Source organism: Mycobacterium sp. M26 (genome assembly GCF_001494595.1).
Lineage (GTDB): Bacteria > Actinomycetota > Actinomycetes > Mycobacteriales > Mycobacteriaceae > Mycobacterium.
Window position 1 is genome coordinate 1,761,237 of record NZ_LN929908.1, and the last position, 20,557, is coordinate 1,781,793.

Here is a 20,557-nt window from a genome sequence, read left to right on the forward strand (position 1 = left end):
CTGACGCCGTGAGCAGTATTCCGGCCGGTGATGACGTCCTGGATCCCGACGAACCCCTCTACGACCTGCCGAAAGTCGCCGAATTGCTGCGTCTGCCGGTGACCAAGGTGCATCAGCAGTTGCGCGACGGGCACCTGGTCGCGGTCCGGCGGGGCGGCGTCCCGATGGTGCCGCAGGTGTTCTTCACCGAGTCCGGACATGTGGTCAAGTCGCTACCCGGTCTGCTGGCGGTGCTGCGCGACGGCGGCTTCCGCGATACCGAGATCCTGCGCTGGCTGTTCACCGCCGACTCGTCGCTGACGCTGACCCGCGACGGTGTGCGCGAGCCGATCACCAACGCCCGGCCCGTCGATGCGCTGCACTCCCACCAGGCTCGCGAGATTCTGCGCCGCGCGCAGGCCGCAGCGTACTGATCAGGCGCCGTCGGCCGGCTGCGGCTCCGGGGTGCGGTGCAACGAGTACCAGGCCGCCAGCGCACACGCTGTGGCCAGCAAGACGTGAATCCACGAATACATGCCGTGCGAACCGTCCGGTTTGAAGATCACCATGATCCAGGTGGAGAACCCGGCGATCAGCGCGATCGCGGCCCGGGACTGGGCCAGTGCCGCGACCACCGCCAGCGGCCAGGTGTAGTACCAGGGCAGGGCAGCCGGCACGAACAGGACCACCACCAGCATCGCCCAGGCGATCCCGGTCAGAGCCTCCCGGTCGGTGTGCCGAAAACGCCACCACAGCAACGGAAGTGACACCGCGATGATCCCGATGCCGATGATGCGGGTGACCTGCAGGACGGCATAGAAGTTCACCGGGAACAGCAGCCCGCCCACGGCGTTGGTGAGGTTTGCGATCGCGGTCGGCACGGTGAGCCAGTTGATGATCTTCACCGAACCGGCCAGCGCGGTGAGCCAGCCCAGACCCACTCCGGCCAGACCCGACAGCACCGCGAACACGGCGATGAAGACGGCGATCGCCGCCGCCGTCGCGGTCGCGAATGCCTTTGCCGCCGAAAGGTTTCTACTCTCCTTGAGATGGCGCATCCACACCCACACCATGAACGGCAGGGCCAGCACCGCGGTGGCCTTGACCGCCACCGCGATCGCGATCAGTGCGGTCCCCGCGACGTGATGGCGGGCGAAGGTCAGGGCGATACCGGCCATCATCATGCCGACCATCAGCATCTCGTTGTGCACACCACCCATCAGGTGGATGATCACCAGCGGGTTGAGCACGCAGATCCACAGCGCCACCGCACCGTTGCCGCCGACGTGGCGGGCCACCCGCGGCGCGGCCCAGATCAACAGCACCAGCCCGGGCAGCATGCACAGCCGCAGCAGCATCGTGCCGGCCACCACGTGATCGCCCACCAGCATCGTCACGAACTTGGCCACCAGAATGAATGCCGGACCGTACGGCGCGGTGGTGGTGGTCCAGATCGGACTGACGTTGTCCAGCAACGAGTTCTCGTTCTCGATCGGCCCCACCGCGTACGGGTCGAAGCCGTCACGCAGCAGCGCGCCCTGAGCCAGATACGAGTAGGTGTCGCGGCTGAACAGCGGCACGCTCAACAACAGCGGCGCCAGCCAGAACCAGGTGGTGGCCTTCATCGCGTACTCGGTGACGCCGGAGTCGATCAGCCGCCGTCCCAGCCACAGCCAGGCCAGCAGCATCACCACCACACCGCCCCACAGCAGCACCGAGGACACCACCAGACCGTGGCCGAATCGCAGCCAGGACAGGTGCAGCGACTCCAGCAGCGGATCGTGCAGGCGGGTGCTGCCCGCGCCGAGGCCGCCCAGGGTGATCAGGACTGCGCCCAGGAATCCGAGCCGGGCCGGCCGCCCCTCGTCGCCGGAGGCGAACGCCGCCAGCCGGGCCAGGCCCGTCGGGGCCGGTGCCGGCATCATCGGTGTCGTGCTGGACATGGGCCTATGCCGACCGGTCGACGGCCAATCTGGCGAGCTCGGTCAGACCCGCCCTGGCCGGTGCGTTGATGGGTGCGCTCTCCAGCAGGGCCAGTCCACGCCGGGTCAGCGTGCCGATGTGCTCTTCGACGGCGGCCAGCGCGCCGACCGATTCGATGACCCCGCATAGCTCGCGCACCTGGGCGTCGGTCAGGTCGGTGCCGATGCCGTTTCGCAGCAGTTCCGCGGCGGTGGTGTCGGTCTGGTCGGCTCGTTTGAGCGCCTCGGCCAGCAGCACAGTGCGCTTGCCCGAGCGCAGGTCGTCGCCGGACGGCTTACCGGTCACCGCCGGGTCCCCGAACACCCCGAGCACGTCGTCGCGCAGCTGGAACGCCACCCCGAAGTCGGTGCCCAGCTCATAGAACAGCTCCTGGACGTCGGGGCGGTCGGCGGCGGCCGCGGCGCCGAACTGCAGGGGGCGCGAGATGGTGTAGGAGGCCGTCTTGTAGGTGTTGACGTTCATCGCCGATTCGATGGTCTCCGCACCGCTGGACTCGGCGACGATGTCGAGGAACTGGCCGCCGAGGACCTCGGTGCGGATGTCCGACCAGACCCGCTGCACCCGGAGCTGGGTGTCGCGCGGCACGTCGGCGCCGGTGACGATGTCGTCGGCCCAGACCAGCGAGAGGTCGCCGAGCAGAATGGCCGCCGAGCGGCCGAACTGCTCGGGTGAGCCGCGCCAGCTCTGGCCGCGATGCACGTCGGTGAAGTGCACGTGCACGGTCGGCCAGCCGCGCCGGGTCGCCGAGTCGTCGATGACGTCGTCGTGCACCAGAGCGCAGGCGTGCAGCAGCTCGAGCGCCGAGAACAGCAGGAAGATGTCGTCGTCCACCGGGTCGTCGGGGTTCTCGGTGACGGCGCGGTAGCCCCAGTAGGCGAACGCCGGCCGGACCCGTTTCCCGCCGCGGAGGACGAAATCCTCCAGCGCAGCGATCAGACCGTCGTAGTCGGTGCCGATGTAGGCGGCCTTGGCGCGGCGGTCGGCCAGATATCTCCGCAGCTGCTCGGTGACCGCGCTGGCCAGCTCGACCGCTGACGGAGCTGTTGCTTCGACGCTCAGCGCAACGCCCCTTCCTGTGTGCTTCGCAGAACCCTCGGTGGGTTCACCCAGAGTAGAGCGTGACAGCGGATTTGCCCTACCGACAGTTACTCGTCGCCCTGGTCGGCACTGGCGAAACGGGGGGACTGGTCCCGGCTGTGCCAGGCCAGGGTGCCGATGAGACCGGCCACCACGAGGGCGCCCAGCCCCAGCCACAGGGCGGCCGCGGTGAACGAGCGGGTGCTCGGGTCGGTGACCCGGGCCTGGGCGCTCATCGTCGACACCACTCCCGGCTTGAGTTTCCACTCGACGATGTCGGAGTCCACCCGGTCGCCGTTGGTGGAGGTGACCTCGCCGGGGAAGGCGACGGTGAACTGGACGTCGGCGTCGGGGTCGCTGAGGTTGGTGAGGTCGACGCGGCCCTCGAGGATCACCAGGTTGCCTGCGCGGCGCAGCGAGATGTCCACCCCGGTGGCGTCCCGGTTCAGGTTGGCCAGCTGGGGGACCTCGGCGAAGGTCAGATCGGAGAACACCGCCTCGGAGCCGACGTAGTCGTCGGATTCGTACTTCGAGACGGCGACTTTCTGGCTGAACGGGACGTTGAGGTCGAACTGCGGGCCCTGGTCGTCGCTGTTGCGGGCTTTGGCCGCCGCGACGATCTGGCCGGAGACGCGGTCATCGGGGGAGACCGTGATCGAAGCGTGGACGCGGATGCAGCCGACCATCAGCGGTGCCACGACGAGCAGCAGCATCGCCAGCGCGCGGACGCGCGGGCGGTGTGATCGGTTGCGCACGATGGGTATCGTGCCAGACCCGGCCCGGTGGCGTGCCGTCTCACAGGGGCAGGGCGCGTCCCAGGATTGCGAACGCCCGCGGGTCACCGGCGAAGTGGTAGCCGCGGATCACGTCGCCGAAGCCCAGCCGGCGGTACAGCCGCCAGGCGCGGTTGGCCTCGCCGATGATCTCCGGGGTGGACAGCAGAACGTTGGCCTCGGGCCGTCCGGCCAGCAGCCGCCGCGCTAACGCCTCGCCGAGGCCGCGGCCCTGGGCCCCGGGGTGGATATGCAGCTCGGTGAGCTCGAAGTAGCTGCTCATCAGGCGGCTGATCTCCTCGGCGGGCACCCCGACCCGCTGCAGCCCGGAGACCACCTGTTGCTGCCACCACTGGTCGGGCGCCCCGCAGTAGCCGTAGGCGATTCCGAGCAACGGGGCCGCGCCCAGCTCGGTGGCGCTGGGTTCGCTACCGGCCGGGGTGTCGGTCTCGACCGCGGCGACGGCCTTCCAGCCGTGCCTGCGGGTGTGCTCCAGCCACATCGAGGCCCGTTGACCCTCGGTTCCACGCGGGTAGCGCATGGCGTCGACATACACCGTCAGCGCGTCGTGAAGACGGCGTTGCATGTCGTGGGGCGACAGATCGATGAGGAATGTCGCCAACGCCTCGGGGCCTTTCGTCGCGTGCGGATTGGTCGTGGTTCTCCGCCATTATCTTCGGTCCCGGTGCCGGGCTGACGCCGCGACTGGTGACGACCGGCTGACGTCCGTGCGGTGGTGGCCGAACATCCCCAGGACACAGCTACAATCGGGTGGACCAACTAGGTGGTACAGCGCACTTTCAGCTCGTATCATGTGGTTAGTTGCCCGGCCCGTGCTGGGCAGCCATGTCTTATCGCCTGATGTGACCCGCCGTGTCGGCAAGGAGGGACGAATGCCACTCTCCGATCATGAGCAGCGCATGCTCGATCAGATCGAGAGCGCTCTCTATGCCGAGGACCCCAAATTCGCCTCGAGTGTGCGGGGCGGGAATCTGCGGGCTCCGTCGACGCGGCGCCGACTCCAGGGCGCCGGTTTGTTCGTCATCGGCTTGGCGATGCTGGTCGCCGGCGTGGCGTTCAAAGCCACGATGATCGGAAGCTTCCCGATTCTGTCGGTGCTCGGGTTCCTGGTGATGTTCGGCGGCGTGATCTTCGCGATCACCGGCCCCCGGCTTCCCGGCGGCCGCGACGGTGGCGTCGCAGGTCCGGGACCGTCCGGCTCGCGCCAGCGCCGGGTGAAGGGTTCCGGCTCGTTCACCAGCCGCATGGAGGACCGCTTCCGGCGTCGTTTCGACGAGTGACAGCGCGTTCGCTGACGGGGTAGCCAACCGGCTGCCCCGTTTTTTTGTGCCGCCTACCGCCGTGGTGTCGATCTCGGCGTTCCCCACAACGCCCCACCAGGGTTTGACCTGGGCTTTCAGCATGCGCTGAGGGGGAGAGGCGAGGGTCGAATTGGTTGAGGGTGGGACAAGGTGGAGGACATGCCCCAAAATGCCCCGCAATGGTGGAGCAAAGTGGGGGATTGTGGGGTATTGTGGCGGCTAACGGAGTGAAGGAGGCTCCGGGGCGGCAGGAGGTACGGGGATGTTTCTCGGTACCTACACGCCCAAGCTCGACGACAAGGGGCGGCTGACACTGCCCGCCAAGTTCCGCGACGCGCTGGCAGGAGGGTTGATGGTCACCAAGAGCCAGGACCACAGCCTTGCGGTCTACCCGCGTACGGAATTCGAGCAGCTGGCCCGGCGGGCCGCGCAGACCTCGCGGAGCAATCCCGAGGCGCGTGCCTTCCTGCGCAACCTGGCGGCCGGCACCGACGAACAGCATCCCGACTCCCAGGGCCGGATCACCCTGTCGGCCGATCACCGCCGCTACGCGAACCTCTCCAAGGATTGCGTAGTGATCGGCGCGGTCGACTTCCTGGAAATCTGGGACGCCCAAGCCTGGCAGGACTACCAGGAGACCCACGAAGAGAACTTCTCCGCGGCCAGCGATGAAGCACTCAGCGACATCATCTGACCTGGCCCGTGCACCGTGGCCTCTGCCCGAACCGACCCTGACGTACTTCCCCAACGCCAGGTTCGCGATCCCGGGCAGGGACCTCGGTGCAGGGGCACCGTCTGATCTACCGGGAGGTTCCGTCGTGGTTGACACCCCCGACCACGGACACGTCCCCGTCCTGCTGGACCGCTGCGTCGAACTCCTGGCCCCCGCGCTCACCCGCCACGCCGCCGACGGATCCGGTGCGGTGCTCGTCGACGCCACCCTGGGGGCAGGCGGGCACGCCGAACGGTTCCTCACCGAGTTTCCCGGACTGCACCTGATCGGCCTGGACCGCGACTCCACCGCGCTGGTGAACGCCGGCCGCCGGCTGGCCCCGTTCGCCGACCGCATCACCCTGGTGCACACCCGCTACGACGGAATCGTCGACGCGCTGGCCGAAGCCGGTTGCGCAGCAACCGAATCCATCGACGGCGCACTGTTCGACCTGGGTGTCTCCTCGATGCAACTCGATCAGCCCGAGCGCGGCTTCTCCTACGCCAAGGACGCACCGCTGGACATGCGGATGGACCCCGAGGCCCCGCTGACCGCCGCGGAGATCCTCAACACCTACGACCGTGGCGAGCTCACCGACATCCTGCGCCGCTTCGGTGAGGAGAAGTTCGCCCACCGGATCGCCGGCCTGATCGTCGAGCGCAGGCAGCGCGCCCCGCTGACCACCACCAGCGAACTGGTCGAGATCATCTACCAGGGCATCCCCGCTCCGGCCCGGCGCACCGGCGGCCACCCCGCCAAGCGCACCTTCCAGGCGCTGCGGATCGCGGTCAACGCCGAACTGGACTCACTGAGCGCAGCGTTGCCCGCTGCGCTGGCCGCGCTGCGGCCGGGCGGCCGGGTGGTGGTGATGGCCTACCAGTCGCTGGAGGACCGGATCGTCAAGACCACCTTCGCCGCTGCGACCGCGTCCCGCAGCCCGGCCGGCCTGCCCGTCGAATTGCCCGGCTATGAGCCGGAATTCACGGCGATCACCCGCGGTGCCGAGCGGGCTGACGCGCAGGAGATCGAACGTAATCCGCGTAGTGCGCCGGTGCGGCTGCGGGCCGTTGAGCGTGTCACGACCAGCAACCCGGGACGGGGAGGGAACAAGTCATGAAGGTCGGGCGCAAGGCAGCCGGTCCCGCGGATCGCGACAAGAAGGCCAAGAAGGGCGGGGGTACCGCGACTCGTCGTCGTCCCAGCGAGACCGCCGCCCGCGGTGGCCGGCCCCGCGCCCTGAAGCAGGGGCCGCAGACCGCGCCGATGCCGCGGCCCGTCGAACGACCGGCCCGGCCCAAGACCACCAGTCAGGCCAAGGCCCGTGCCAAGGCCCGGAAGGCCAAGGCGCCCAAGGTTGTCCGGCCGCCATTACGCGAACGGCTGATCGCCCGGCTGGCCACCGTCGACCTGCGCCCGCAGACCTTGATGGCGAAGGTACCGTTCGTCGTCCTGGTCATCGGCTCGCTGGCGGTGGGCCTGGGCGTCACGCTGTGGCTGTCCACCGATGCCGCCCAGCGCTCCTACCAGCTGGGCACGGCCCGGGCCACCAACGAGGCGCTCACCCAGCAGAAGGAAGCCCTCGAGCGCGACGTACTGGAAGCCGAATCCGCCCCGGCACTGGCCGAGGCCGCCCGCAATCTCGGCATGATCCCGTCCAAGGACACCGCGCACCTGGTGCAGGATCCTTCGGGGAACTGGATCGTGGTGGGTAAGCCGAAGCCGGCCGAGGGTGCCCCGCCGCCGCCGCTGAACTCCAAGCCGTACCCCTGGCCGGAGGAGCGCAGTGAGCCGCAGTCCCAAGTCGTCGCCGCGGACGGCCGGTGGCCGTCAGCGCGCCCAGGTGGCCAAGCAGTCATCCGAGATCGGTCATTCGGCGAAGGCGCGCCGTACCCGCCAGCCCGCCGAAACCGAATCGCGCACAGCCTCATTCGTGTTCCGCCACCGGGCCGGCAATATCGTCATCGGGGTCGCGCTGCTGATCGCCGCCGCGCAGCTGTTCAACCTGCAGGTGCCCAAGGCCGCCGGTCTGCGCGCCGAGGCCGCCAGCCAACTGAAGGTCACCGACATCGAGAAGGCGGTGCGCGGCAGCATCGTCGACCGCAACAATGACAAGCTGGCCTTCACCATCGAAGCCCGGGCGCTGACCTTCCAGCCCACCAAGATTCGCAAGCAGCTCACCGAGGCCAAGCAGAAATCGCCGTCGGCGCCCGATCCGGACAAGCGCCTGATGGAGATCGCCAAGGATGTCTCGGCCAAGCTCGACAACAAGCCCGATGCCGCAACGCTACTCAAGAAGCTGCGCAGCAACGAGACCTTCGTCTACCTGGCCCGTGCGGTCGACCCGGCCGTCGCCACGGCGATCATCAAGAAGTTCCCCGAGGTGGGCGCCGAACGTCAGGACCTGCGCCAGTATCCCGGCGGGGCGCTGGCCGCCAACATCGTCGGCGGTATCGACTGGGACGGGCACGGCCTGCTCGGCCTCGAGGATGCGATGGACTCGCAGCTGGCCGGCACCGACGGGTCCATCACCTATGACCGCGGATCCGACGGCGTGGTGATCCCGGGCAGCTACCGCAACAAGCACGATGCCGTCGACGGTTCCACCGTGCAGCTGACCCTTGACGATGACATCCAGTTCTACGTCCAGCAGCAGGTTCAGCAGGCCAAGGATGTCTCCGGTGCCAAGAACGTCTCGGCGGTGGTGCTCGACGCCAAAACCGGTGAGGTGCTGGCGATGTCGAACGACAACACCTTCGACCCCAGCCAGGACATCGGCCGCCAGTCCGACAAGCAGATGGGCAACCTCGCCGTCACCTCGCCGTTCGAGCCCGGATCGGTCAACAAGATCGTCACCGCCTCCTCGGTGATCGAGTACGGCCTGTCCAACCCCGACGAGGTGCTGCAGGTCCCCGGCTCCATCGACATGGGCGGCGTCACCGTCGGCGACGCCTGGGCGCACGGTGTGATGCCCTACACCACCACCGGGGTGTTCGGGAAGTCCTCCAACGTCGGCACCCTGATGCTGGCGCAGCGGGTCGGCCCCGACCGGTTCTACGACATGCTCGGCAAGTTCGGTCTCGGCCAGCGCACCGGCGTCGGCCTGCCCGGCGAGAGCTCCGGCCTGGTGCCGCCCATCGACCAGTGGTCGGGCAGTACGTTCTCCAACCTGCCCATCGGGCAGGGCCTTTCGATGACCCTGCTGCAGATGGCGGGGATGTACCAGGCCATCGCCAACGACGGGGTGCGGATTCCGCCGCGCATCCTCAAGGCCACCATCGCCGCCGACGGCACCCGCACCGAAGAGGCCCGGCCCAACGGCATCCGGGTGGTCTCGCCGGAGACCGCCCGCACCGTGCGCAATATGCTGCGCGCCGTCGTCCAGCGCGACCCGATGGGATACCAGCAGGGCACCGGTCCGGCCGCCTCGGTCGACGGGTATCAGATCGCCGGGAAGACGGGCACCGCCCAGCAGATCAACCCGGCCTGCGGCTGCTACTACAGCGACGTCTACTGGATCACCTTCGCCGGCATGGCCCCGTCGGACGACCCGCGGTACGTGATCGGAATCATGATGGACAACCCGCAGCGCAATGCCGACGGCACGGCCGGGCATTCCGCTGCCCCGCTGTTCCACAACATCGCCGCCTGGCTGCTGCAACGGGAGAACATCCCGCTGTCGGCAGACCCCGGTCCGCCGCTGACGCTGCAGGCGATGTAGTAGCCGGGCTACCGGCCCGGCTCGGTAGGGTGTCAATCCGATGACCAACCCCCTGCGGCCCCGAACGACACCGGCCTTGGCATTGCCGACGCTGGCCACCCGGATCGGCGCTGTACCGGCTGCCGGCGGTGCGGTTCCCGACGTCCGGATCACCGGTGTCACCCTGCGCGGCCAGGAGGCCCTGCCCGGTGACGTGTTCGCCGCCCTGCCCGGATCGTCCTCGCACGGCGCCGCCTACGCCGGCGACGCACTCGCCCGTGGCGCGGTGGCGGTGCTCACCGATGCCGACGGTCTGGCCGTCCTGCATGACAGGCTCGGCGATCCCGCCCCGGTGCCGGTGCTGGTGCACCCCAATCCGCGGACCGTCCTGGGCGAGCTGGCCTCCGCGGTGTACGGCCACCCATCGGACCGGGTCGTGGTGCTGGGCGTGACCGGGACGTCGGGCAAGACCACCACCACCCACCTGATCGAAGCCGGGTTGCGCTCGGCTGAGCGGGTCCCCGGGCTGATCGGCACCGTCGGGGTGCGGATCGCCGGGGCCGACGTGCCCAGCGCACTGACCACACCGGAGGCACCCGCCCTGCAGGCGCTGCTGGCGGTGATGGCCGAGCACGGGGTCGACACCGCGGTGATGGAGGTGTCCAGTCACGCCCTCGAACTCGGCCGGGTGGACGGAATCCGGTTCGCCGTCGGCGGATTCACCAACCTGTCCCGCGACCACCTCGACTTCCACCCGACCATGGAGGCCTACTTCGAGGCCAAGGCCAAACTGTTTGATCCGGCCTCGCCCGTGCACGCGGCGCTGTCGGTGATCTGTGTGGACGACGATGCCGGCCGGGCGATGGCCTGGCGGGCCGCCGAGGTGGTGACGGTCAGCGCCGAGGGGCATCCGGCCGACTGGCAGGCCCAGGACATCGTGGTGCTCGACAGCGGGATCCAGGAGTTCACCGCCCAGGATCCGGCCGGCGTGCACCATCGGCTGCGCATCCGGCTGCCCGGCCGCTACAACGTCGCCAACACGCTGCTGGCCCTGGCCATCCTCGACGCTGTCGGGGTGTCGCCCGAGCAGGCCTCGCCCGGCCTGCGGGAGGCCTCGGTGCCCGGCCGCCTGGAGGCTGTCGAACGCGGGCAGGACTTCCTGGCCGTGGTGGATTACGCGCACAAGCCGGGCGCGCTTCAGGCGGTGCTGGAGACCCTGCGCAGGCCCGGTGCCCGGCTGGCGGTGGTGTTCGGGGCCGGGGGAGACCGTGATCCGGGGAAGCGTGAGCCGATGGGACGGATCGCCGCTGAGCTGGCCGACCTCGTGGTCGTCACCGACGACAACCCGCGTGACGAGGATCCCGCGACCATCCGGGCAGCCATTCTGGCCGGCGCCGCCGCGGCCGGCACCGACGCCGAGGTCGTCGAGATCGGGGACCGTCGCACCGCCATCGGGCACGCGGTGGCCTGGGCGCGCCGCGGCGATGTCGTGGTGATCGCGGGCAAGGGCCACGAGAAGGGCCAGACCGGCGGCGGCCAGACCCGGCCTTTCGATGACCGCGACGAACTGGCACTGGCCCTCGAATCGTTGGGAACCGCACCATGATCCCGTTGACCATCGCCCGGATCGCCGAGATCGTCGGCGGAGAACTCGCCGACATCAGCCCGGCCGAGGCCGCTGAAGTCCAGGTCACCGGCACGGTCGAGTTTGACTCCCGGGCCGTTACCCCCGGCGGACTGTTCCTGGCCCTGCCCGGCGCGCGCTCCGACGGCCACGATTTCGCCGCCGCGGCCGTGGCGGCCGGCGCGGTGGCGGTTCTGGCGGCCCGTCCGGTCGGTGTGCCGGCGATCGTGGTGCCGCCGGCGACGGCGTCGGACGCGAATGCCGGGGTGTTCGAGCACGACAGCGACGGTTCCGGTGCGGCGGTGCTGGCCGCGCTGGCCAAGCTGGCCTCGGCGGTGGCCGCCGAACTGGTCGAGGGCGGACTGACGATCATCGGGATCACCGGGTCGTCGGGCAAGACCTCGACGAAGGATCTGATCGCCGCGGTGCTGAGTCCGCTCGGCGAGGTGGTGGCCCCGCCCGGCTCGTTCAACAACGAACTCGGCCACCCGTGGACGGTGCTGCGCGCCACTACCGACACCGACTTCCTGGTGCTCGAGATGTCGGCCCGGCACCGCGGCAACATCGCCGCGCTCGCCGCCATCGCGCGCCCGTCGATCGCGGCCGTGCTCAATGTCGGTACCGCCCACCTGGGCGAGTTCGGCTCGCGCGAGATCATCGCAGAGACGAAATCCGAACTGGTGCAAGCACTTCCGGAGACCGGTGTGGCGGTGCTGAACGCCGACGACTCCTACGTTGCGGCGATGGACGCCAAGACCGTCGCCCGGGTGGTGCGCGTCGGGCGGTCCGAGGGTGTTGATCTGCGCGCGGAGAACGTCGAGCTCGACGAGTTGGCCCGGCCCCGGTTCACCCTGCGCACCGCCACCGGGTCGGTGGATGTGCAGCTGGCCGTGCACGGCGAGCACCAGGTCAGCAACTCGCTGTCGGCGGCGGCGATCGCGCTGGAGTGCGGGGCCAGCCTGGCGCAGATCGCGCAGGCGCTGGCCGGCGCCGGTCCGGCGTCGCGGCATCGGATGGAGGTGCGCACCCGCGCCGACGGGGTGACCGTGATCAACGATGCCTACAACGCCAACCCCGACTCGATGCGCGCCGGGCTGCAGGCGCTGGCGGTGATGGCGCGGGCGACTGGGCGCAGCCGAGTCGACGATGCGGCCGAGGGACGAGGCCGAGGAGGAGCGAGGCAGTCAGGCAGGAGAAGCTGGGCCGTGCTGGGCGAGATGGGTGAACTCGGGGAAGACTCGATAACCGAGCATGACCGCATCGGCAGACTCGCGGTGCGCTTAGATATCAGTCGACTCGTCGTCGTCGGAACCGGGAGGCCTATGAGCGCCATGCATCACGGGGCGGTCATGGAGGGTTCCTGGGGTTCGGAGTCCGTCATGGTCCCCGATGCCGACGCCGCCCTGGAGTTGCTGCGCGCCGAGCTGGCGCCCGGCGACGTGGTGCTGGTCAAGGCGTCCAACGCCGCGGGTCTGGGAGCGCTGGCCGAAGCGCTGGTGGCCGATACATGAGACTGATCCTCATCGCCGTCGGCATCGCGCTGGCGGTGTCGATTCTGCTTACCCCGGTACTGATCCGGCTGTTCACCAAGCAGGGCTTCGGCCACGAGATCCGCGAAGACGGCCCGCCGAGCCACAAGACCAAGCGCGGCACGCCGTCGATGGGCGGGGTGGCGATCATCGCCGGCATCTGGGCCGGTTACTTCGGCACCCATCTCGTCGGCCTGGCGATGGGCGGCGACGGGCCGTCGGCCTCGGGCCTACTGGTACTCGGCCTGGCCACCGCGCTGGGGGCGGTCGGGTTCGTCGACGACCTCATCAAGATCCGGCGTTCCCGCAACCTCGGGCTGAACAAGACCGCCAAGACCGTCGGCCAGATCACCGCCGCGGTGCTGTTCGGCATTCTGGTGCTGCAGTTCCGCAATGCCGACGGCCTGACGCCGGGCAGCCCCGAACTGTCCTACGTGCGCGAGATCGCCACCGTGACGCTGACCCCGCTGCTGTTCGTGCTGTTCGTCGTCGTCGTGGTGAGCGCCTGGTCGAACGCGGTCAACTTCACCGACGGGCTCGACGGCCTGGCCGGCGGCAGCATGGCAATGGTCAGCGCCGCCTACGTGCTCATCACGTTCTGGCAGTACCGCAACGCGTGCGCCACCGCGCCGGGGCTGGGCTGCTACAACGTGCGCGACCCGCTGGACCTGGCGCTGATCGCGGCTGCCTCCGCGGGTGCCTGTATCGGGTTCCTGTGGTGGAACGCCGCCCCGGCCAAGATCTTCATGGGCGACACCGGCTCGCTGGCCCTCGGCGGCATCATCGCCGGGCTGTCGGTGACCAGCCGCACCGAGGTGCTGGCCGTCGTGCTCGGGGCGCTGTTCGTCGCCGAGGTGACCTCGGTGGTGGTGCAGATCCTGGCGTTCCGCACCACCGGGCGCCGGGTGTTCCGAATGGCGCCGTTCCACCACCACTTCGAGCTGGTGGGCTGGGCTGAGACGACGGTGATCATCCGGTTCTGGTTGCTCACCGCGATCGCGTGCGGCCTGGGCGTGGCCCTGTTCTACGGCGAGTGGCTCTCGGCCATCGGGGCCTGAGGTGACAGGCCTGCAGCCGCTGGCGCCCGGAGCCCGGGTGCTGGTCACCGGGGCCGGTATCACCGGACGCGCGGTGGTCGCCGCGCTGGCCACCCTCGACGTTCATATCCAGGTCTGTGACGACAACGCCGACGCACTGAACACGTTCTCCGCCAACGGGATCGGCGTCATCGAACCGCAGCGCGCCATCGCCGGGATGGACACCGTGGACCTGGTGGTCACCAGCCCCGGCTTCCCGCCGACCGCACCGGTCCTGGCCGCCGCGGCCGCGGCGGGCGTACCGATCTGGGGTGACGTCGAACTGGCCTGGCGGCTGGACGCCGCCGGACACTACGGCACACCCCGGCGCTGGCTGGTGGTCACCGGAACCAACGGCAAGACCACCACCACCTCGATGCTGCACGCGATGCTGGTGGCCGACGGCCGTCGGGCCATCCTGTGCGGCAACATCGGCGACCCGGTCCTCGATGTGCTGTCCGAGCCGGCCGATCTGCTGGCCGTGGAGCTGTCGAGTTTCCAGTTGTTCTGGGCACCGTCGCTGCGCCCGGCGGGTGGAGCGGTGCTCAACATCGCCGAGGACCACCTGGACTGGCATGGCAGTTTCGCCGCCTACGCCGCGGCCAAAGCACGCGCGCTGGACGGCCGGGTGGCCGTCGTCGGACTCGATGACGCGCCGGCCGCCGCGCTGTTGCCCGACGCCGCAGCGCCGGTGAAGGTCGGCTTCCGGCTCGGTGAGCCGGGCCCTGGTGAGCTCGGGGTGCGTGACGGGATGCTCGTCGACCGCGCCTTCGCCGACGACCTGGCGCTGGCCCCGGCCGCATCCATCCCGGTGGCCGGTCCGGTGGGGGTGCTCGACGCGCTCGGCGCCGCCGCCCTGGCCCGGTCGGTGGACGTGCCGGCCAGCGCCATCGCCGAGGCCCTGGCCGGATTCCGGGTGGGCCGGCACCGCGCCGAAGCCGTCGGCGTGGTCGACGGCGTGCACTATGTCGACGACTCCAAAGCCACCAACCCACACGCCGCGCAGGCGTCGGTGCTGGCCTACCCACGGGTGGTGTGGGTGGCCGGTGGCCTGCTCAAGGGCGCCTCGGTGGACGAGATGATCACCGCGGTGGCCGACCGCCTGGTGGGCGCCGTGCTGATCGGCCGTGACCGTGCCGTGATTGCCAAGGCGTTATCGCGACACGCACCCGATGTCCCCGTCATCCAGGTTGTGACGCGGGAGGATGCTGTGGTGCAAGGGACTAATGAGTCAGATGTTGCTCATGGGACTCGACTGGTCGATGCCTCCGGACCAGGGCTTGGGGCGCAGGTGATGACCGAGGTCGTCGCCGCCGCTGCCGGCCTGGCCCGGCCAGGTGACACGGTGCTGCTGGCCCCTGCCGGTGCGTCGTTCGATCAGTTCGCCGGCTACGGCGATCGCGGGGACGCGTTCGCTGCTGCCGTGCGCGCCGCGGCCCGGTAGCGGCGATGGCCGACAACATCCTGACCCGGCTACGGCGTCGGGGCGCCAAGGGTGCCACCGACAGCACCGACACGTCCGCACCCGCTGACGAGACCACCACGCCGGACGACGGCGACACCACCACAGCCGCCGCTGCCGCCGTGGCGGTTGCCACCGAACCGGCCCCGTCCCGGTTCCGGTTCGGCCTGCACAAGACTTTCGGCACCTGGCTGAACCGGCCGATGACGTCATTCCACCTGATCATCTCGGTGGCGGCCCTGCTGGTCACCCTCGGCCTGACAATGGTGCTCTCGGCCTCCGGTGTGCACTCCTACGACGAGGACGGCTCACCCTGGGCGATCTTCGCCCGGCAGGTGGTCTGGACCCTCCTCGGCCTGTTCGCCTGCTGGATCGCCCTGCGCCTGCCGGTGCGCTTCCTGCGCAGCACGGCGTTCCTCTCGTTCGCGATGACGATTGTCATGCTGGTGCTCGTGCTGATCCCGGGGATCGGCCACGAATCCAATGGCACCCGCGGCTGGTTCATCGTCGGCGGCATCTCGATGCAGCCCTCCGAGCTCACCAAGATCGCGTTCGCCATCTGGGGTGCCCACCTGCTGGCCACCCGCCGCATGGAGCGGGCATCGCTGCGCGAGATGCTGGTGCCGCTGATCCCCGCCGCGGTGATCGCACTGGCGCTGATCGTCGCCCAGCCCGACCTCGGCCAGACGGTGTCACTGGGCATCATCCTGCTGGCCCTGCTCTGGTTCGCCGGCCTGCCGCTGAAGGTGTTCCTGTCCTCGGTGCTGGCCGCTGTCGCCGCGGCCGCGGTCCTGGCGGTCTCGGAGGGTTACCGCTCCGACCGGGTGCGGTCCTGGCTGGACCCCAGCGCCGACGCACAGGGCTCGGGCTATCAGGCCCGGCAGGCCAAGTTCGCGCTGGCTAACGGCGGGGTGTTCGGCGACGGTCTCGGCCAGGGCACCGCGAAGTGGAACTACCTGCCCAACGCCCATAACGACTTCATCTTCGCGATCATCGGCGAGGAACTCGGGTTCGTCGGCGCCTTCGGGCTGCTGGCGCTGTTCGGTCTGTTCGCCTACACGGGTATGCGGATCGCCCGGCGCTCGGCGGATCCGTTCCTGCGGCTGCTGACCGCCACCGCCACCATGTGGGTGATCGGCCAGGTCTTCATCAACGTTGGCTACGTCATCGGCCTGCTGCCCGTCACCGGCATCCAGCTGCCGCTGATCTCTGCCGGTGGAACCTCCACGGCCACAACGCTGTTCATGATCGGACTGATGGCGAACGCGGCCCGGCACGAACCCGAGGCGGTGGCCGCGCTGCGGGCCGGCCGCGATGACCGGATGAACCGGCTGCTGCGCCTGCCGTTGCCCGAGCCCTACGTGCCCACCCGGACGGAGGCGCTGCGCGACCGGCTGCGGTCGCGGACCGACGGCGCCAAACCGGCCAAACCGGCCAAGAAGGCCCCCAAGAAAGTCGAGAAGAAGCCCACCCGTGGTCGTGCCGCGGTACCCGCCAAATCGAGGACGGCCGAGCGGCCCACTCGGCGCGCAGGGCATCATGGTGATGCTTCGCCTCGCGGGGCACAGCGATATGGCAACCACGGAGCCGGCCAGCCACGGCGGTCCCGCACATTGGAAGGTCAGCGTTACGGGTGAGTGTCTCGGGGGTCGACGGCGGTGAGCGCGGCGCATCGTTCTCGGTCGTCCTGGCCGGTGGTGGCACCGCCGGACACGTTGAGCCCGCGATGGCCGTGGCCGACGCACTGAAGGCACTGGACCCCAACGTTCGCATCACCGCTCTGGGCACCGCCCGTGGGCTGGAGACCCGGCTGGTCCCGGATCGCGGTTATGACCTCGAACTCATCACCCCCGTTCCGCTGCCCCGCAAACTCAACGGTGACATGCTGCGTCTGCCGCTGCGGGTGCGCCGGGCGGTCCGCGAGACCCGCGCGGTGCTCGACAACGTGGATGCCGACGTGGTGATCGGGTTCGGCGGCTATGTCGCGGTGCCCGCCTATCTGGCCGCCCGCCGCAGGCACGTGCCCGTCGTGGTGCACGAGGCCAATGCCAGCGCCGGGGTGGCCAACCGGGTCGGCGCGCGAACCGCACGCCGGGTGCTGGCCGCAGTGCCCGACTCGGGCCTGGCGAATGCCGAGGTGGTCGGCATGCCGGTGCGCGCCGCGATCACCGAACTGGACCGCGCGGCGCTGCGATCGGCGGCCCGCGCCCACTTCGGCTTCGCCGAGGATGCCCGGGTGCTGCTGGTGTTCGGCGGATCGCAGGGCGCGGCCTCGATCAACCGTGCGGTGTCGGGTGCCGCGGCGCAGCTGGCGGCCGCCGGGATCTCGGTGCTGCACGCGCACGGACCGAAGAACACCCTGGAGCTGCCGACCCCGCAGCCGGGCGACCCGCCGTATGTCGCGGTGCCCTACCTCTACGAGATGAACCTGGCCTACCCTGGAGCTGCCGACCCCGCAGCCGGGCGACCCGCCGTATGTCGCGGTGCCCTACCTCTACGAGATGAACCTGGCCTATGCCGCCGCCGACCTGGCGATCTGCCGGTCCGGGGCGATGACGGTGGCCGAGGTGTCGGCGGTCGGGTTGCCTGCCGTCTACGTCCCGCTGCCCATCGGTAACGGCGAGCAGCGGCTCAACGCGCTGCCGGTGGTCAACGCGGGCGGCGGTCTGCTGGTCGCCGATGCCGACCTGACCCCGGAATTCGTCGGGCGTGAGGTCGTCGGCCTGCTCACCGACCCACCGCGCTTGGCCGCGATGACCGCCGCCGCTGGGCAGGTCGGGCACCGGGATGCCGCCCGCCGGGTGGCCGAGGTGGCTCTCGACGTCGCCAGGACCCACCGATGAGCGCCGCCAAGACCCTGCCGCCGGAACTGCAGCGGGTGCACATGGTGGGCATCGGCGGCGCCGGCATGTCCGGGATCGCGCGCATCCTGCTCGATCGCGGGGGACAGGTGTCGGGTTCGGATGCCAAGGAGTCGCGCGGAGTCGTGGCACTGCGGGCCCGTGGCGCGCAGATCAGCATCGGCCACGACGGGGCCAACCTGGACCTGCTGCCCGGCGGGCCCACGGCCGTCATCACCACCCAAGCCGCGATCCCCAAGACCAACCCCGAACTCCTCGAGGCGGCCCGCCGCGGCATCCCGGTGATCCTGCGGCCGGTGGTGCTGGCCAAGCTGATGGCCGGGCAGCGCACCCTGCTGGTGACCGGCACGCACGGCAAGACCACCACCACCTCGATGCTCATCGTGGCGCTGCAGCATGCCGGGATGGACCCGTCGTTCGCGGTGGGCGGCGATCTGGGCGAGGCAGGGACCAACGCGCACAACGGAAGTGGCGACTGCTTCGTTGCCGAGGCCGACGAGAGTGACGGCTCGCTGCTGGAATACACCCCCAACGTGGCGGTGGTGACCAATGTCGAAGCCGACCATCTGGACTTCTTCGGCAGCCCGGAGGCCTACAGCGCGGTGTTCGACGCCTTCGTCGACCGGCTGGCACCCGGCGGTGCGCTGGTGGTGTGCACCGACGACCCCGGCGCCGCCGAACTCGCCGAGCGCAGCGCGCAGCGCGGGGTGCGGGTGCTGCGCTACGGCAGTGGACCGGCCGACGGACTGGCCGGCGCGCTGGTCGACTGGGAACAGCACGGCACCGGGGCGGTGGCCCACGTCCAGCTGGCGGGGGAGTCCCATCCCCGGGTGATGCGCCTGGCGGTGCCGGGCCGGCATATGGCGCTCAACGCGCTGGCCGCCCTGCTGGCGGCACTGGAGGTCGGTGCGCCGGTCGAGGACGTACTCGACGGGCTGGCCGGATTCGAAGGTGTGCGTAGGCGTTTCGAGCTCGTCGGGGTCGCCGGTGGGGTCAAGGTGTTCGACGACTACGCCCACCACCCGACCGAGGTGCGGGCCGCGTTGACCGCGCTGCGCGCGATCGCCCGCCAGGACCGTACCGGGCATCCGACCATCACCGGGGCCCGCAGTGTCGTGGTGTTCCAGCCCCACTTGTATTCGCGGACAAAGACTTTCGCTCGCGAGTTCGGCCATGCCCTGGACACCGCAGACGAGGTGTTCGTGCTCGACGTCTACGCGGCGCGGGAACAGCCGATGGCCGGCATCAGTGGGGCGACGGTGGCCGAGCACGTCAGCGTGCCGGTGCACTACGTCGCGGACTTCTCCGCGGTGGCCGCCCGCGTCGCGGCCTCGGTGGGCGATGGTGACGTGGTGGTCACCATGGGAGCCGGCGACGTGACGATGCTCGGCCCGGAGATCATCGCCGCGATCCAGGACAAGGTCGGCCGGGAGGCACGGTGACCGAGCCGGATCCCCCTGACGCCCCCGATCCGCCGAACCCCACGGACGGGCGCGAAACTGCGAGTGACGACGTGCAGAACGTCGATCTCGACGACGCGCAAGAGGCCCCAGCACCCGCAGAACCCGAAGCCGCCGAGGACGCCGAGGCGGCCGAGGAGCCCGATCTCGAGGGTCCCCGACGCAAGGCGCGCCGGGAGCGTGCCGAGCGCCGCGAGGCCCAGGCCCGCGCGCGGGCCATCGAAGACGCCCGCCGTGAGGCCAAGCGCCGGGTGCGCACCCAGCACGACGATGCGCCGAAACAATTGGGGCGCGGGACCGTTCGCGGACTTCGGCTGCTGGTCTGGCTGATCCTGCTGAGCGTGATCGGCGTCGGTCTCGGCCTGATCCTGTACTTCACCCCGGTGATGTCGGCCCGCTCGCTGGTGATCACCGGGATCGGCGCGGTGACCCGCGAGGAAGTGGTCGACGCGGCGAAGGTCCAGATCGGCACGCCGCTGCTGCAGATCAATACCGATGCGGTGGCTGACCGGGTGGCCGGTATCCGCCGGGTGGCCAGTGCTCGGGTGCAGCGCGAGTACCCCTCGACGCTGCGCATCACGATCGTCGAGCGCATCCCGATCGTGGTGAAGGACTATCCGGACGGTCCGCATCTGTTCGACAAGGACGGGGTGGACTTCGCCACCGCACCGCCGCCGCCGGGACTGCCCTACATCGATGTCGACAATCCCGGGCCCACCGATCCGCCGACCCGCGCCGCACTGCAGGTGATGACGGCGCTGAGCCCCGAGGTCGTGGGTCAGGTCAGCCGGGTGGCCGCCCCGTCGGTGGCCTCGGTGACGCTGACCCTGACCGATGGGCGGACCGTGGTGTGGGGGACCACCGACCGCACCGAGGAGAAGGCCGAGAAGCTCGCGGCGCTGCTGACCCAGCCCGGCCGCACCTACGACGTGTCGAGTCCGGATCTACCGACGGTCAAGTAGGCGGGGTTGCCGCGCGTGATCGACATCGCGGGAAATTCGC

Annotated in this window: 16 protein-coding genes and 2 pseudogenes; 14 read left to right on the plus strand and 4 right to left on the minus strand. The window is 69.9% G+C overall.

Annotated features, from left to right (window positions below):
* Positions 1–8: 8 nt before the first annotated feature.
* On the plus strand, positions 9–413 hold the full coding sequence (locus tag BN3385_RS17655) for an Rv2175c family DNA-binding protein (RefSeq protein ID WP_059018566.1): 405 nt from the start codon (positions 9–11) through the stop codon (positions 411–413).
* Here the strand turns inward: BN3385_RS17655 and BN3385_RS17660 are convergent, their stop codons facing one another.
* From BN3385_RS17660 to BN3385_RS17675, 4 genes are all read right to left on the minus strand, one after another.
* A complete protein-coding gene (locus tag BN3385_RS17660; protein ID WP_059018568.1) occupies positions 414–1,922 on the minus strand; it encodes an alpha-(1->6)-mannopyranosyltransferase A in 1,509 nt (502 codons plus the stop codon).
* A gap of 4 nt (positions 1,923–1,926) precedes the next feature.
* Positions 1,927–2,985, minus strand: coding sequence for a bifunctional (2E,6E)-farnesyl/geranyl diphosphate synthase (gene idsA2, locus BN3385_RS17665; protein WP_082690736.1), 1,059 nt, complete (start codon positions 2,983–2,985; stop codon positions 1,927–1,929).
* Between the two features lie 122 nt (positions 2,986–3,107).
* The gene (locus BN3385_RS17670) at positions 3,108–3,752 is read right to left on the minus strand and encodes an LppM family (lipo)protein (protein WP_059018571.1); all 645 of its coding nucleotides are present in this window, start codon (positions 3,750–3,752) and stop codon (positions 3,108–3,110) included.
* A gap of 82 nt (positions 3,753–3,834) precedes the next feature.
* The gene (locus BN3385_RS17675; protein WP_059018573.1) at positions 3,835–4,434 is read right to left on the minus strand and encodes a GNAT family N-acetyltransferase; all 600 of its coding nucleotides are present in this window, start codon (positions 4,432–4,434) and stop codon (positions 3,835–3,837) included.
* A 271-nt stretch (positions 4,435–4,705) separates the two neighbouring features.
* Between BN3385_RS17675 and BN3385_RS17680 the strand changes: the two genes are divergently transcribed.
* The 13 genes and pseudogenes from BN3385_RS17680 (at position 4,706) to BN3385_RS17740 (ending at position 20,517) form a co-directional block, all read left to right on the plus strand.
* The gene (locus tag BN3385_RS17680) at positions 4,706–5,113 is read left to right on the plus strand and encodes an SCO2097 family morphological protein (protein WP_059018575.1); all 408 of its coding nucleotides are present in this window, start codon (positions 4,706–4,708) and stop codon (positions 5,111–5,113) included.
* 283 nt (positions 5,114–5,396) lie between these two features.
* A complete protein-coding gene (gene mraZ / locus BN3385_RS17685; RefSeq protein WP_059018577.1) occupies positions 5,397–5,828 on the plus strand; it encodes a division/cell wall cluster transcriptional repressor MraZ in 432 nt (143 codons plus the stop codon).
* Positions 5,803–6,963: a 16S rRNA (cytosine(1402)-N(4))-methyltransferase RsmH gene (gene rsmH / locus BN3385_RS17690; protein ID WP_082690526.1), complete on the plus strand. Its 1,161-nt coding sequence runs from the start codon at positions 5,803–5,805 to the stop codon at positions 6,961–6,963. Before mraZ ends, rsmH begins: the two co-directional genes overlap by 26 nt.
* Positions 6,960–7,745: pseudogene (ftsL, locus tag BN3385_RS27755) on the plus strand (cell division protein FtsL); the annotation flags it as partial. The gene rsmH and the pseudogene ftsL, both read left to right, overlap by 4 nt.
* Positions 7,687–9,564: a peptidoglycan D,D-transpeptidase FtsI family protein gene (locus BN3385_RS17700; RefSeq protein ID WP_059022090.1), complete on the plus strand. Its 1,878-nt coding sequence runs from the start codon at positions 7,687–7,689 to the stop codon at positions 9,562–9,564. The pseudogene ftsL and the gene BN3385_RS17700, both read left to right, overlap by 59 nt.
* Before the next feature lie 40 nt (positions 9,565–9,604).
* The gene (locus BN3385_RS17705; protein WP_059018583.1) at positions 9,605–11,149 is read left to right on the plus strand and encodes a UDP-N-acetylmuramoyl-L-alanyl-D-glutamate--2,6-diaminopimelate ligase; all 1,545 of its coding nucleotides are present in this window, start codon (positions 9,605–9,607) and stop codon (positions 11,147–11,149) included.
* Positions 11,146–12,678, plus strand: coding sequence for a UDP-N-acetylmuramoyl-tripeptide--D-alanyl-D-alanine ligase (locus BN3385_RS17710; RefSeq protein WP_059018585.1), 1,533 nt, complete (start codon positions 11,146–11,148; stop codon positions 12,676–12,678). The genes BN3385_RS17705 and BN3385_RS17710 overlap by 4 nt, the downstream gene beginning before the upstream one ends.
* On the plus strand, positions 12,675–13,754 hold the full coding sequence (gene mraY / locus BN3385_RS17715) for a phospho-N-acetylmuramoyl-pentapeptide-transferase (RefSeq protein ID WP_059018587.1): 1,080 nt from the start codon (positions 12,675–12,677) through the stop codon (positions 13,752–13,754). The genes BN3385_RS17710 and mraY overlap by 4 nt, the downstream gene beginning before the upstream one ends.
* A 1-nt stretch (position 13,755) precedes the next feature.
* The gene (gene murD, locus BN3385_RS17720) at positions 13,756–15,216 is read left to right on the plus strand and encodes a UDP-N-acetylmuramoyl-L-alanine--D-glutamate ligase (protein ID WP_231748756.1); all 1,461 of its coding nucleotides are present in this window, start codon (positions 13,756–13,758) and stop codon (positions 15,214–15,216) included.
* A 5-nt stretch (positions 15,217–15,221) separates the two neighbouring features.
* Positions 15,222–16,871 carry a putative lipid II flippase FtsW gene (gene ftsW, locus BN3385_RS17725; RefSeq protein ID WP_059018590.1) on the plus strand — a complete coding sequence of 550 codons (1,650 nt, stop codon included), beginning with the start codon at positions 15,222–15,224 and terminating at the stop codon, positions 16,869–16,871.
* An 89-nt stretch (positions 16,872–16,960) separates the two neighbouring features.
* Positions 16,961–18,077 (plus strand): annotated as a pseudogene (locus BN3385_RS17730) (UDP-N-acetylglucosamine--N-acetylmuramyl-(pentapeptide) pyrophosphoryl-undecaprenol N-acetylglucosamine transferase).
* A complete protein-coding gene (gene murC / locus BN3385_RS17735; protein WP_059018591.1) occupies positions 18,074–19,537 on the plus strand; it encodes a UDP-N-acetylmuramate--L-alanine ligase in 1,464 nt (487 codons plus the stop codon). The pseudogene BN3385_RS17730 and the gene murC overlap by 4 nt, the downstream one beginning before the upstream one ends.
* Positions 19,534–20,517 (plus strand): cell division protein FtsQ/DivIB, encoded by a 984-nt coding sequence (locus BN3385_RS17740; RefSeq protein WP_082690528.1) that lies wholly within the window; start codon positions 19,534–19,536, stop codon positions 20,515–20,517. The genes murC and BN3385_RS17740 overlap by 4 nt, the downstream gene beginning before the upstream one ends.
* The last annotated feature ends 40 nt before the right edge of the window (positions 20,518–20,557 follow it).

Excerpts from the sequence above, each read along its gene's own strand:
- BN3385_RS17660 (WP_059018568.1), bottom strand. The coding sequence starts at position 1,922 with ATGTCCAGCACGACACCGATGATGCCGGCACCGGCCCCGACGGGCCTG.
- BN3385_RS17670 (WP_059018571.1), bottom strand. The coding sequence starts at position 3,752 with ATGCTGCTGCTCGTCGTGGCACCGCTGATGGTCGGCTGCATCCGCGTC.
- BN3385_RS17680 (WP_059018575.1), top strand. The coding sequence starts at position 4,706 with ATGCCACTCTCCGATCATGAGCAGCGCATGCTCGATCAGATCGAGAGC.
- mraZ (WP_059018577.1), top strand. The coding sequence starts at position 5,397 with ATGTTTCTCGGTACCTACACGCCCAAGCTCGACGACAAGGGGCGGCTG.
- rsmH (WP_082690526.1), top strand. The coding sequence starts at position 5,803 with ATGAAGCACTCAGCGACATCATCTGACCTGGCCCGTGCACCGTGGCCT.
- BN3385_RS17705 (WP_059018583.1), top strand. The coding sequence starts at position 9,605 with ATGACCAACCCCCTGCGGCCCCGAACGACACCGGCCTTGGCATTGCCG.
- BN3385_RS17710 (WP_059018585.1), top strand. The coding sequence starts at position 11,146 with ATGATCCCGTTGACCATCGCCCGGATCGCCGAGATCGTCGGCGGAGAA.
- mraY (WP_059018587.1), top strand. The coding sequence starts at position 12,675 with ATGAGACTGATCCTCATCGCCGTCGGCATCGCGCTGGCGGTGTCGATT.
- ftsW (WP_059018590.1), top strand. The coding sequence starts at position 15,222 with ATGGCCGACAACATCCTGACCCGGCTACGGCGTCGGGGCGCCAAGGGT.
- murC (WP_059018591.1), top strand. The coding sequence starts at position 18,074 with ATGAGCGCCGCCAAGACCCTGCCGCCGGAACTGCAGCGGGTGCACATG.